The 12,065-nt window shown below is 35.2% G+C and carries 14 protein-coding genes; 11 read left to right on the top strand and 3 right to left on the bottom strand.

Annotated elements, in window-relative coordinates; translation table 11 throughout:
* Positions 1 to 21 precede the first annotated feature (21 nt).
* The 10 genes from F5ESL0228_RS06940 (at position 22) to F5ESL0228_RS06890 (ending at position 8,182) form a co-directional block, all read left to right on the top strand.
* Positions 22 to 1,293 (top strand): UDP-N-acetylglucosamine 1-carboxyvinyltransferase, encoded by a 1,272-nt coding sequence (locus F5ESL0228_RS06940; RefSeq protein ID WP_122018938.1) that lies wholly within the window; start codon positions 22 to 24, stop codon positions 1,291 to 1,293.
* A gap of 304 nt (positions 1,294 to 1,597) precedes the next feature.
* On the top strand, positions 1,598 to 1,795 hold the full coding sequence (locus tag F5ESL0228_RS06935) for a hypothetical protein (protein WP_122018936.1): 198 nt from the start codon (positions 1,598 to 1,600) through the stop codon (positions 1,793 to 1,795).
* Positions 1,796 to 2,079: 284 nt separating this feature from the next.
* On the top strand, positions 2,080 to 2,802 hold the full coding sequence (locus F5ESL0228_RS06925; RefSeq protein WP_122018932.1) for a GntR family transcriptional regulator: 723 nt from the start codon (positions 2,080 to 2,082) through the stop codon (positions 2,800 to 2,802).
* A 2-nt stretch (positions 2,803 to 2,804) separates the two neighbouring features.
* Positions 2,805 to 3,491, top strand: coding sequence for a GntR family transcriptional regulator (locus F5ESL0228_RS06920; protein ID WP_233553569.1), 687 nt, complete (start codon positions 2,805 to 2,807; stop codon positions 3,489 to 3,491).
* A 21-nt stretch (positions 3,492 to 3,512) separates the two neighbouring features.
* Complete coding sequence (locus F5ESL0228_RS06915; protein ID WP_122023299.1) at positions 3,513 to 3,980, top strand: PTS sugar transporter subunit IIB; 468 nt, start codon at positions 3,513 to 3,515, stop codon at positions 3,978 to 3,980.
* A 17-nt stretch (positions 3,981 to 3,997) separates the two neighbouring features.
* Entirely contained in the window at positions 3,998 to 4,819 is an 822-nt protein-coding gene (locus F5ESL0228_RS06910; RefSeq protein WP_122018926.1) for a PTS sugar transporter subunit IIC, read from the top strand.
* Positions 4,800 to 5,621 carry a PTS system mannose/fructose/sorbose family transporter subunit IID gene (locus tag F5ESL0228_RS06905; RefSeq protein WP_122018924.1) on the top strand — a complete coding sequence of 274 codons (822 nt, stop codon included), beginning with the start codon at positions 4,800 to 4,802 and terminating at the stop codon, positions 5,619 to 5,621. Before F5ESL0228_RS06910 ends, F5ESL0228_RS06905 begins: the two co-directional genes overlap by 20 nt.
* A 19-nt stretch (positions 5,622 to 5,640) precedes the next feature.
* Complete coding sequence (locus F5ESL0228_RS06900) at positions 5,641 to 6,711, top strand: SIS domain-containing protein (protein WP_122018922.1); 1,071 nt, start codon at positions 5,641 to 5,643, stop codon at positions 6,709 to 6,711.
* A 41-nt stretch (positions 6,712 to 6,752) separates the two neighbouring features.
* Positions 6,753 to 7,748 carry an SIS domain-containing protein gene (locus F5ESL0228_RS06895; protein ID WP_122023298.1) on the top strand — a complete coding sequence of 332 codons (996 nt, stop codon included), beginning with the start codon at positions 6,753 to 6,755 and terminating at the stop codon, positions 7,746 to 7,748.
* 20 nt (positions 7,749 to 7,768) lie between these two features.
* Positions 7,769 to 8,182 (top strand): PTS sugar transporter subunit IIA, encoded by a 414-nt coding sequence (locus F5ESL0228_RS06890; RefSeq protein WP_122018918.1) that lies wholly within the window; start codon positions 7,769 to 7,771, stop codon positions 8,180 to 8,182.
* A gap of 248 nt (positions 8,183 to 8,430) precedes the next feature.
* On the opposite strand, the gene F5ESL0228_RS06885 is transcribed toward F5ESL0228_RS06890, so the two are convergent.
* Complete coding sequence (locus F5ESL0228_RS06885) at positions 8,431 to 9,846, bottom strand: C69 family dipeptidase (protein ID WP_122023297.1); 1,416 nt, start codon at positions 9,844 to 9,846, stop codon at positions 8,431 to 8,433.
* A 134-nt stretch (positions 9,847 to 9,980) separates the two neighbouring features.
* Here F5ESL0228_RS06885 and F5ESL0228_RS08630 point away from each other — a divergent pair, with 134 nt between their 5' ends.
* Complete coding sequence (locus F5ESL0228_RS08630) at positions 9,981 to 10,109, top strand: IS3 family transposase (protein WP_122023296.1); 129 nt, start codon at positions 9,981 to 9,983, stop codon at positions 10,107 to 10,109.
* 65 nt (positions 10,110 to 10,174) lie between these two features.
* On the opposite strand, the gene F5ESL0228_RS06875 is transcribed toward F5ESL0228_RS08630, so the two are convergent.
* Positions 10,175 to 11,476, bottom strand: coding sequence for a nucleobase:cation symporter-2 family protein (locus F5ESL0228_RS06875; protein WP_122023295.1), 1,302 nt, complete (start codon positions 11,474 to 11,476; stop codon positions 10,175 to 10,177).
* Positions 11,476 to 12,054, bottom strand: coding sequence for a xanthine phosphoribosyltransferase (locus F5ESL0228_RS06870; protein ID WP_122023294.1), 579 nt, complete (start codon positions 12,052 to 12,054; stop codon positions 11,476 to 11,478). Before F5ESL0228_RS06870 ends, F5ESL0228_RS06875 begins: the two co-directional genes overlap by 1 nt.
* Positions 12,055 to 12,065: the final 11 nt, after the last annotated feature.

The following is a 12,065-nucleotide window of genomic DNA, read 5'->3' as shown; positions in this document are numbered from 1 at the left end:
TAGAAAAGGATTTTTTCGCCAATGAAGCAAATGATAATTCATGGTGGAAAGCCCCTACAGGGTGATGTCTGGATTGGCGGTGCTAAAAATTCAACCGTTGCTTTAATTCCAGCATCAATTTTGTCGCGTACACCGGTAACTTTGGAAGGTGTCCCAAGAATTGCCGATGTTGACAACTTAATGGATTTGTTGAGCGAAATGGATGTTGAAAGTGATTTTCACCAAACAACCTTACATATTAACCCCCAAAACATTAAGATGAGCCCATTACCAAGCGGTAAGATTAAAAGTTTGCGCGCTTCCTATTATTTTATGGGTGCACTTCTTGGGCGTTTTGGCAAGGCTGTAGTGGGCTTTCCAGGCGGGGATGATATAGGTCCCCGTCCAATCGATCAGCATATTAAGGGGTTTGAAGCTCTAGGTGCATGTGTAAAAAATGAAAATGATCAAATAATAATTACTGCTCCAGCTGGCGGTCTTCAAGGTGCAACGATACACTTAGAAATGCCATCTGTTGGTGCAACAATGAATATTATTATGGCATCGGTTACAGCTCATGGTCAAACAATAATTGATAATGCTGCTAAAGAGCCAGAAATAATTGATTTGGCTACTTTTTTAAACAATATGGGTGCAATTATTCGAGGTGCAGGAACTGATTCAATTAGGATCGAGGGTGTCGAACATCTTGAAGCAAAGACCCCCCATACAATTATTCCTGATCGAATTGAAGCTGGCACGTATATTTCACTTGCTGGTTGCATTGGCAATGGTGTATGCATTCATAATATTATTGAAGAACACCTTGATTCTTATCTAGCAAAGGTAGAAGAAATGGGTGTAGTTATTGATGCTGATGAGGATTCACTGTTTGTTTATCCAGCTGGTGATTTGAAAATGGCTCAGATTAAAACCGATGCTTACCCAGGATTTGCGACGGATTTGCAGCAACCAGTAACGCCACTTTTGTTAACTGCAAAAACAGGTGAAGGGATAATAATTGATCGAATTTATCCTAAACGTGTTGGTCATATTGAACAATTACGCAAAATGGGCGCAAACATTAGTGTTGAAGACAATGTTATCTTAATTCATCCCACAACAGAACTTCATGGGGAAACTGTTTCTGCAGGTGAAATTCGTGCAGGAGCTTGTTTAATGATTGCAGGGCTTATGGCTAAAGGAAAAACTGTGATTAATAATGCGGGTAATATACTGCGTGGCTACGACAGAGTACAAGAAAAACTTCGTTTATTAGGCGCTGATGTCACTATTCAAGATGTTCTAGACTAAAATTAACCAATAAAAGAGACGTTGAGTAAGAAACTCAACGTTTTTTGTATACATTTTTTCTTTAAATTTAATCCTAATATTAGATTGTTGGCATTAAGATGTCTATACATAAATTGAAATTTATCAATATTTGTATCCAGTATTTATTTGTGTATATTTTTTATACTTGTCTACAATATCAAGCAATTCTAGTGTGATTTATTTTAAAGAGATTTATTAGATTGGAGCAGATTAGAAAAGGTGGTAAACTTCAACATAATGTCTACTAGATAGTTTTATTTAGAAATGGATAGAGGTATAAAACTTGGAAATAATTGATTTGAAGAAGTATTTGACACCTAATGAAATAGAAAAGCAAAGTAATGTAATTACTGTTAGCCTATATTCTGACCAAATAATTGAAAGATCGGGCTTTTATAACACGATTTTTAAAAGAAATGTTGGTCAATTGCGTAAGAGAGTGTTTACGATATCCAAAACTGAAAATGTGTCGATTACTTAATTATTAACATTAAAGTATTTATCACTTATTTAAAAGAGCTATATTTTGCAATGAAGAGCAAATATAGCTTTTTTGTTTTTTGTAAGTAAATAGTTGTTTCAATTTTTTGATTTTAAAATAAAAAAGGTATTGACACAATTTGTGAAAGCGATTACTATATCTTTGGTACCAAAAAATAATAATCTATCATTTGGATTTGACAAAAAAGTTGATTTTATTGTCTGTGTAGCTATTTTCTATTTGCAAAAAATACACCAAGTTAAAAAAAAGAACCAATAAATAAAATGGAATATAAAGAAAGAAGTGCTGCCGTTCAAGCACAGGAGTATCTTCAAGATTTAATTAGCTTTAAGCCTGATATCAAGGTTTTGCCATCTCAAAGAGAGATTGCTGATAAATTAAGAATTAGTCGGAATGCGGTTTTGCATTCATTAGATAAATTAAAAAGTGAAGATTTAATTTCGTCTAAAGAAAGGACGGGAATAGTAAAAAATACCAAAGTTGACATTAATATGCTCGGCATGAAATCAATGTCAAGTGAATTAAATGATGATTCGGTAGCAATAGTACATTTATTAACTACAATAATCGCTTTACCCATTAATTTGCAGAATTTTTTTGGTTTAGAGACTAATAAATTAATCAAAATAGAGCGTATGCGCATGAGAAAAAGTAAGCCAATTACTTACGAGATTGTCTATTTTGATCAGGCAAAATTTGCAGACTTAATCAAAGTTGATTTTACTAACATATCTTTGTATAAATTATTGCAGAAGAAGTACGGAATTAAGCCCACTTATGGTAAAGAAAATATTACTTGTTGCCTAGCTGATAAAAAAATCAGTAAAATACTAAAAATACAGAAAAATATGCCCCTTTATAAGGTTGATAGTTTTAATTATTTAGATAATGATGAGCCACTTGAAACCACTACACAATATTTGATTGGTAGTTATTTTAAATATCATTTTAATGCAAACAATATTTATGATTATCGAGAGGATTAATATTGCTTTTTAAGGAAATTTATACTGATTTAAAATTAATGATAAGTAAAAGTGATTATCCACCAGGAAGTAGTTTACCCACTGAAGCTGAACTACAACATCGTTATAAAGTTAGTAGGACAACAGTTCGGAAAGCTGTTGATCAACTGGTAGCCGAAAACAAGGTGATTAGAAAAAAAGGAAGCGGATTGTTTGTAGCTCCAGTAATTTCTAAGCAAAATATTTTAGAGATGACCGGTGTTATTAAACCATCATATATTGGCTCTTCAGATATGATAAAATTCAAAGATAGTTATTTAAGATTAGTTGGCTATTATTACGCAAATATTTTTCATATTAGTTCTAATGAACTTTTATACTACATTTCATTTATTACTGTAATAAATGATCAGCTAACGTGGGAAAAACTATTGCTTCCTTTGGTGTTATTTCCTGGGTTTGATCCAAGTTGTTTAAAAGTAATGTCGATTATTGAGGCAGTTGGTTCAGGAAAACTGAGACCAGCAAATTTGTTGCAAGAATTACAGATTATTAAAGCAACCGATGAGATTGCTAAGCAGCTTAAAATTAAGAAGCAGGGTCCTATTTTTAAAACTACCAATCTTTTTTCAACTAAACGTGGCAAAATTGTAGCTGTTGAGTACAGGTTACAGGATGCTTTAACTACAAAGTACTCAATCGATTTTTAATTAGTGGAGGAATAATAAATAATGATTAAGCTTGTAAGAGTCGACCACCGACTAGTTCATGGTCAAGTTGCAGTTTCATGGTTTAATAGTCTAGATGTAAACACAATTTTTGTGGTAAATGATGATGTTGCTAAAGATGATTTTCGAAAGTCTGCTATTCGATTAGCTAAACCTGACAATTCAAAGTTAGTAATGAAGTCGGTTGATGATAGTATCAAAGCAATTAATTCGGGGGTAACTGATAAGTACAAAATTCTTATCGTGGTTGAATCTGTAGCAGATGCTTTTAAGTTAATTGAAGGAACTAAAAGTAAGATTAAGTCATTAAATTTGGGTGGAACCAAGCCGAGACCAGGAACTAAAAACTATTCCAAAACTATTAACTTAACTTCTGAAGAAGCCGATCAGCTTTCAAAACTAGAAGATAGTGGAGTAGACGTTTGGATTCAACAAGTCCCAAGTGACGATAGACAAAAATTTAATAAGTAAAAATTGGGGGCTAAGTTATGAATGTTTATTTAACGGCAATTATTTTAGCTTTGATTGCAATGTTAGGAAATGGTGAGTACTTTCTAGGTTCATCGATGTTATCAAGACCGCTTGTTACCTGTACTTTGACCGGCTTGGTGCTTGGAAACCTGCAACAAGGAATTATTATGGGAGCAACTTTGGAACTTGCTTTTGTTGGTTCATTTTCAATTGGTGCAGCGATTCCTCCCGAAATTATTTCTGGTAGTGTTTTAGGAACGGCCTTTGCTATTGGTGCAGGAAAAAGTACAGCAGTTGCCCTAACACTTGGTATTCCAATTGCCTCACTAGTTTTAGTTATTAAAAACTTGTGTTTTATCTTTATTTTGCCATATTTTGTTCACCGCGCTGATCACTATGCAGAAGTTGGTGATGGTAGCGGAGTCAGTCGAATGAATGTACTTGGAGGCTTTTTCTCAGTTAACTTACCAATTGGTCTTGTAGTTGGAATTTCTTATATTTTGGGCAGTCCTGTAATTAAAGTAATTCTAAATGCTATTCCCCAGTTTATTATTAATGGGTTAGGAATAGCGACGGGATTACTTCCAGCTTATGGGTTTGCTCTTTTGATGAAAATGATGATCAATAAGAAAAACGCAACCTTTTTTATTATTGGGTTTGCGTTAGCAGTTTACCTCAAGATTTCTGTTACAGGAGTAGCCATTTTTGGTGCTTGTTTAGCTCTAATCTTAACTGGTTATTCCGCATTTAATGGTAAGCCAATTGTAAACATGACCACAAATAGCAACAAAACAAATGTAGAAGATGGAGGCATTGACTATGAAGATGAAGAATTCTAAGTTACTCACGAAAAGGGACTTAATGAAAACCTTTTGGCGTTCATTTACGATGGAATGGGCGTGGAACTATGAGAGACAAATGAATTTAGGCTATGCTTATTCAATGGTTCCAGCGCTACGCAAAATTTATGGTAATAATAAAGAAAAGCTTAAGGCTGCTTATCAGCGTCATCTCGAGTTTTATAATGTTACTCCTTGGCTGAGTACTTTTCCATTAGGAATATCGATTGCAATGGAGGAACAGAATGAGCTTGATCCTGAATTTGATGATGCATCAATCAATAACATAAAAGTTGCATTAATGGGACCCTTGAGTGGTATCGGTGATTCATTTTTTTGGGGTACTTTGCGTGTAATTGCAACTGGTATTGGTACTTCACTAGCGATGCAAGGAAATATACTAGGACCAATTTTATTTTTGCTAATTTTTAATATCCCAGCTCTTTTAACACGATATTACGGCTTATTTATTGGCTACAACGTTGGTTCATCTTTTATCGATAAAATTCAAAAAACAGGTCTAATGGATAAATTAACCTACGGTGCATCAGTTTTAGGCTTAGCTGTAGTAGGTGCAATGGTAGCGTCAATGGTTACTTTAAAGATGCCGTTGAAAATTGGTAGTGGCGCCGAAGCAACAACTGTCCAAAAAATTTGTGATGGTATTGTACCAGGGATTTTGCCGCTGTTATTTACTTTATTTATCTTTTGGCTAGACCGAAAAGGTTGGAAGTCGCAATATATTTTACTATTGATTGCGGCTATCGGTATTTTTGGTGCTTGGTCTGGTTTATTAGGCTAATATTTTAAGGAGTATATTGGTGAAAAATATAGAAGATTATGTCAACTTAGAGCCTGAATATTATCAAAATGTTTTAGATAATTATCAAAGCCTCTTTGGTAATCAATTTTCTAAAGGCGAGTTGGATGATATTGATAATGTTGTCATCTACGCAACGGGATCGAGCTCAAACGCTGCATATGGTGCCTTACCTTTTATGAGTAAAGTATTGGAAATGCCTGTTCAGATTGAAGAACCATCTATTTCCGAGAATTATTTGTTGAATGTTAAGCAAAATACCCTGTGTATCGCTATTTCACAGGGGGGACATAGTTATTCAGTGGTTAAACTTGTTGAACGATTGCAAGACACAGGGCATAAAGTATTTACACTAACAAGTGAGTTTGATAGCCCAGTTGCTAAGGTTGGTAAAAACATTCTGAGGATGGGAATGCCAGTTGAAGAAATGCCTTATGTTAGTGCAGGTTATAGCGTTGAAATTTTGGATCTATTATTGTTTGCACTAACAATTGCTAAAGCGACTAGAAAAATTACGGTTGAGGATTATCAACAATATTTTAAAGAAATTTCGAAAATCGTGCAGAAGATGCCTAATGTTATTGAATGTGCAAGTAAATGGGTTGATCAGCATTTAAATGAGTTTGCTGCTGCTAAGCGATTGATATTCATTGGATATGGTTCGGCCTATGGTATAAGCCGCGAAGGAGAAACTAAGATTACTGAAGCTGTGCGAATCAGTTCATGGGGAAAAGAATTAGAGGAGTATATGCATGGACCGTATTTAGGATTAATGTCTGACGACTTCATAATTTGCCTAGAGCCTAACGGAAAATTACAAAAGCGTGCAGACTTGCTGAAACAGTTTTTAAATAAGCATGTTGATCACGTATATTCAATTTATGCAGATGATGCTAAAAATAAAAAAAGTCATGATTTAAGTCTCAAAGTCAAAACTGACGAGTTATTGGTTGCGTTATTTATGACCGTTCCAATACATTTATTGGCCTATCGGTTGTCAAAAATAAAGGGCAATGATTTACAACATTCAGCTTACTCGGATTTTGATGAAATTACGGCGTCGAAAATATAAGTTTTAGTTAATAACAGTTAAAGTTTAAAGAAAGAGAAAAAATGCGTAAATTTAATAAGCAAAAATTAATTGATAGTATGAATGGTGCTCTTAATTTGAGAAGTAAAATTAACGAAATAGTTGATCCATTGTTTGAAAAGGGTATTTCAAATATTTGCTGGCTGGGAATTGGTGGGACCTATGCATCTGGAATGCAGGCCAACATTCATATGAAAGAAAAAAGTGCTTTAGAAACTTTTTACCAAAATGCTGCTGAATATTTGGTTACTGATAACAAGCGTATTACTGATAAAACATTAGTAATTATTTCATCAGTCACTGGAAATACGAAAGAAATGGTTGAAGCTGTTAAGAAGTTAAATGAAGTTGGTGCTACTATTTTGGGCTTCATGGATGATCCAAAGGCAAAACTTGCTTCCAATTTGACATATTGTATCTCTTACCCCGAAAATGAACAATTAAAATTTTTTATGGTAGGAGATCGCTTAATGTATTTGAATGGCGAATTTTCTGATTACAATGAATTTTATCAAGAGATGGATGATCATTTTGCAGAAGATATTGCTGAAATTGGTGTAAAAGCTGATAACTTTGCAAAAGAATTCGCTGAAAAGCACCATGATGACAAAATTCATTACTTTGTTGGTGCAGGAAACCAATGGGGAGCAACGTACTCATATGCAATGTGCTACTGGGAAGAACAACATTGGATTAGAACTCGTGCTATTGAAGCTGCTGAATTTTTCCATGGTATGTTTGAAGTGGTTGATCGTGATACCCCTGTTACTGTGTATGTAGGAGAAGATTCTCAGCGTCCACTTAGTGAACGAGTAGCCAACTTTTTACCAGAAATTTGTGGAAATTACACGATCATTGATTCTAAGGATTATGATTTGCTTGGCTTCTCTGAAAAATATCGGGGAGCTTTATCACCATTTGTTTTCCATGCAATTAATAACCGAATTGATGTTCATATTGAACACATTAATCGACACCCAATGGACATTCGACGTTACTATCGTGCTTTAGATTATTAATGTTAGGTGGTTTTGAGTTAATGACAGGAGTTTTAATTTGTACACACGGAAATTCTGCAACAGAATTACTCAAGTCTGCAGAAATGATTTGTGGAAAACAGGATAATTGTCAAACTGTTAAGTTTGAAATGGGTGAAGAACTGGACGAATTGCTAAATGATTTAGATCAAAAAATTGGCTTACTTTCTAATTCTATTATTTGTTTAACTGATTTAAAAGGGGGAACCCCCTTTAACATGCTGATTAAGTTAGTAGAAAAATATCCTAATATGGAAATTATAACAGGAGTCAATATTCCAATGTTACTAGAACTTTTCATTAACCGGAGTCAAGTATCTTCTTCAAAATTAATCGATATGATAGTTGAGGCAGGTAAAACAGGAATTTATCGTTACTGTAAAGATTCATCACTTGTTGAAGATGAAGAATTTTAATTAAAAAGAGAAGCAAATATTTAGAAACTAAATTTACAAAAATTGACGAGTAAATTATTTCTAACAACTGTTATAGTAGGTAAGTAACTATGTTCCTGCAATTCCTTAGTAAATTGGCTAATAAAACCGCATTTAAGTAGTAAAAATTGCATGTAAGCAAGACGGGCTATAGTAAATGCAAAGGATTATAAATAAAACCACATTAAAAAACGGTAAGTTGTTTTAACTTACCGCTTTTATTTTTAAATTTAATCTAATAAATCGAACTTCAAGTTCATTAAGCAATGACCTTCATTGACCATATTGCCAAGTAATTCAATGGTATTATTGTAAACTTGATCAGCCATCTTTTGGTTGGCGGCAGTTAATAATTCTGTAGCCGTCTCGCCTGTAAGATTTTTGGCCTTAGCATCCGTTTCGTGTTGAATGAAATGGCATTCAGCTAATGATTTTTGTTCAAAATCAGTTTCAAGTTCGCCGTATACTTTAAAGTTAGTATCGCCAAGTTGAGCAGTTAACTTGTTAAGCCAGAAGATTTTCTTCAAATCAAATTTTGGTCCGGTCTTAAATGAAGCTGGTGTGTCATTAATGTTGGTATAGAATGGCACCATACTGTTAAAAGTATTTGGTCCAAAGCAAAGCCACTGCACACCGGCTAATTCTTCAGAAACATCATTTCTTACCTGCAAAATATGAGTTTCAAAGTTCCGGTTCAAACCAATTGGCCGGAAAGCTTTCTTTTGTTCTGGTGTACCTTGATCACCATACACATCATATGGTGTATCTTGGTAATGTGAGCTTTCAACCCACTTAATGTCTTCAATACTAATTTTACGATTAGCATGGCAAATAAATGGTTGATCTTGATCGCTTGGTGTGCCACCAAATTCTGGATCAAAATAATTATGTACATACCACGCACGAGGATTGTTATAATGAGCATCTTTGATAGTCGAGCTGCCAAAGATATGCCGCATGTTATAACCTTCACGATCAGGATTTAAGTGGTAGGCGGCAATTAGATCTTCTAACTGCTCATCGGCCATAAAGCCTTCTTCACCAAAATGAAATTCATCAATATTTAAGCGGTTAGGAGCAACTACGTAAGCATCGTCAGGAATTCGGCGGGCAATCCAGTGGTGACCACCAATTGTTTCAAGGTACCAGATTTCATCGTGGTCAGCAAAAGCCATGCCATTCATTTCATAGGTACCATATTTTTCAAGTAAATAACCAACTCGTTTAACTCCATCGACAGCCTTGTGTAAGTAAGGCAAAGTCAAAGTAACAAAGTCTTCTTCGCCTAAGCCACCTTTACGTAGTAAAGGATCAATTCCTTGGATACGAGAGTTGCTAGTAATCGTTTCAGTGGCGGTCATGGCAACGTTAGCTGAATTAATTCCAGCAGCAGCCCAGATACCACTTTCGCCTGAAACATCTGGTGCGCTAGTATAGCGCAACGGGTTATCTAGTAAGTCTTCATCATCAATTTTTTGATGGCTGATGATACTTTCATAGTGTTTAGGTTGTTTTTCAGGGGTAATAACTTCAAACCCTTCTGGAATAATGGTTCTACCACCATCTTCACTGCGGGCAATCATGGTTGAACCATCAATACTGGCATTTTTACCAACAAGAATGGTTGTACATTCTGCTTTTTTCATAAATATTGTCCTTTCAAAGTTCTTAAGGTATATTGTATTAAAAAATAGACATTAATTGCAAAAAAATGGTTGGTTTTTAGGAGAAATTATAATTCTTTTTGTCTATGGTAACTAGTAATGGAAATTAAAAGGCATTGCCGGAGGTCATCGAAAAGTGGATCAAATACTACAATCAAACTAGAATTAGGTACACGTTAAAAGACCGCACCCCGCTTGAATATCGGAATACGGTCTTAACGAAAATGAATAATGTTAGCGTCTAACTCTGGGCGTTAACTTCACTTCCTATAATAGAACAAGAGTACTATTTTACTTTACTATGATGTGACTAAATTTGGTTAGCAGTCAAACTGTTTTCGGACTTAGCACCATTGAGCAGTAAGTTCAGAATAGTAGCCGACAAACTGGTAATCACAATACCGTTATTTAGGAAAAGTTGAATTGTTGCAGGTAATTTGTGGAAAAATTGTGGATAAATAGTAACACCTAGTCCTAGGCCAATTGAAATAGCAATAATTAAAATATTATGGTTATTACTTAAATCAACTTGGACTAAAGTTTTAATGCCCTGAACGGCAATCATGGTAAACATTACTAGCATGGCACCGCCTAATACTGGTGTTGGAATAATGGTGACGAGAGCGCCAATTTTGGGTAGTAGCCCCATCGTCATCAACAATCCAGCGGCCCAATAAATTGGTCGCTTAGTTTTAATGCCTGACAACTGTAAAAGTCCAACATTTTGGGAAAAGGTAGTGTAAGGAAAAGCGTTGAATAAACCACCCAAAATTTGGACGATACCTTCTGCCCGATAGCCTTTTTTAAGATCTTCTTCTGAAACTTGATGCTTGATTAAATCACCCGTGGCAAAGAAGACGCCAGTTGATTCAACCATTGAAACTAAGGCAATGATGATCATTGTTAAACTTGAAGACCATTCAAAATGAGGCGTTCCAAAGTAAAAAAGTTGCGGTAAATGAAACCAGGATGCTGTAATTACTGGTGTAAATGAAACTAGACCTAGGCACGCAGCAATAAGTGTGCCGCTAATTAATCCTATTAAAACTGAAATTGATTGTAAAAAGCCTTTTGTCCAAATTTCTAAAGCTAAAATAATGAACATAGTGCAGAAGGCAAGTAATAAATTTTGACTACTACCAAAATCCTTAGCAGTAGCATTTCCTCCGCCCATATTTTGAATGGCAACTGGGATTAAGGTTAAACCAATTGTGGTAATTAAGGTACCGGTGACAACAGGGGGAAAGAATTTTTTGATTTTGGCAAAAACCCTAGCAATTAAAATTACGAAAATGCCGGCAATAATAATGGCCCCATACATATCATTAATTGAAAATTTGCGACCAATCATTTGTAAGGGAGCAACCGCCTGAATAGCGCAGCCAAGAATTACAGGGAAGCCAATACCAAAAAAGCGATTAGTAATTAACTGTAAAAGAGTTGCCAACCCACACATAAAAATATCAATTGAAACTAAATAGGTCATTTGTTCAGCGTTGAATTTTAGAGCTGTCCCAATTAAAAGTGGTACTGCAACTGCACCAGAATACATTGCTAACAGATGTTGCAGCCCAAGGACGGCTGCTTTTTGTTGACTAACTTCTTTTTGCATTAATTTTCCCCTACAAAATGTACTTGATTATCAGCTAAACTAGCAATGTTTGCTAAAGCTTCAAGCTTATAGCCATGTTTTTTAATCCAAGTGCTACCGCCTTGAAAAGACTTGGCTACGACTACGCCCACGCCAGCTATTTCCGCATAGGCTTGATGAGCAATATTAATCATGCCCTTAACGGCTTCACCATTAGCTAGAAAATCATCAATAATTAATAAACGGTCGTTGGGATTGAGAAATTTTTGTTCAACACAAATTTGGTTAGTGGTTTTCTTGGTGTAAGAATAAACATCCGCCCAATATACTTCATCGTTAAGTGTCGAGGGCTTTTTTTTACGGGCAAAGACCATAGGTACGTGTAACTCATAGGCAGTCATTACCCCGGGCGCGATTCCTGAAGCTTCACAAGTTAAGACTTTGGTGATACCGGCATCTTCGAAAAGATGAGCAAATTCTGTTCCAACGGCCATCATTAATTCAGGATCAACTTGATGATTTAAAAATGAGTTAATCTTTAGGACATTTCCGGGTAAAACTTCGCTATCGTTGCGAATACGATCTTCCAGCAATTTCATACTTTTCCTCC

This window comes from Lactobacillus sp. ESL0228 (genome assembly GCF_003692825.1).
Lineage (GTDB): Bacteria > Bacillota > Bacilli > Lactobacillales > Lactobacillaceae > Lactobacillus.
This window is presented reverse-complemented; position numbering and strand designations above follow the sequence as displayed.

What these genes read in the sequence shown, in the direction of transcription:
- F5ESL0228_RS06895 (WP_122023298.1), top strand. Translation starts at nt 6,753, where the DNA reads ATGCGTAAATTTAATAAGCAAAAATTAATTGATAGTATGAATGGTGCT.
- F5ESL0228_RS06925 (WP_122018932.1), top strand. Translation starts at nt 2,080, where the DNA reads ATGGAATATAAAGAAAGAAGTGCTGCCGTTCAAGCACAGGAGTATCTT.
- F5ESL0228_RS06940 (WP_122018938.1), top strand. Translation starts at nt 22, where the DNA reads ATGAAGCAAATGATAATTCATGGTGGAAAGCCCCTACAGGGTGATGTC.
- F5ESL0228_RS06905 (WP_122018924.1), top strand. Translation starts at nt 4,800, where the DNA reads ATGAAGATGAAGAATTCTAAGTTACTCACGAAAAGGGACTTAATGAAA.
- F5ESL0228_RS06915 (WP_122023299.1), top strand. Translation starts at nt 3,513, where the DNA reads ATGATTAAGCTTGTAAGAGTCGACCACCGACTAGTTCATGGTCAAGTT.
- F5ESL0228_RS06875 (WP_122023295.1), bottom strand. Translation starts at nt 11,476, where the DNA reads ATGCAAAAAGAAGTTAGTCAACAAAAAGCAGCCGTCCTTGGGCTGCAA.
- F5ESL0228_RS06890 (WP_122018918.1), top strand. Translation starts at nt 7,769, where the DNA reads ATGACAGGAGTTTTAATTTGTACACACGGAAATTCTGCAACAGAATTA.
- F5ESL0228_RS06885 (WP_122023297.1), bottom strand. Translation starts at nt 9,846, where the DNA reads ATGAAAAAAGCAGAATGTACAACCATTCTTGTTGGTAAAAATGCCAGT.
- F5ESL0228_RS06910 (WP_122018926.1), top strand. Translation starts at nt 3,998, where the DNA reads ATGAATGTTTATTTAACGGCAATTATTTTAGCTTTGATTGCAATGTTA.
- F5ESL0228_RS06870 (WP_122023294.1), bottom strand. Translation starts at nt 12,054, where the DNA reads ATGAAATTGCTGGAAGATCGTATTCGCAACGATAGCGAAGTTTTACCC.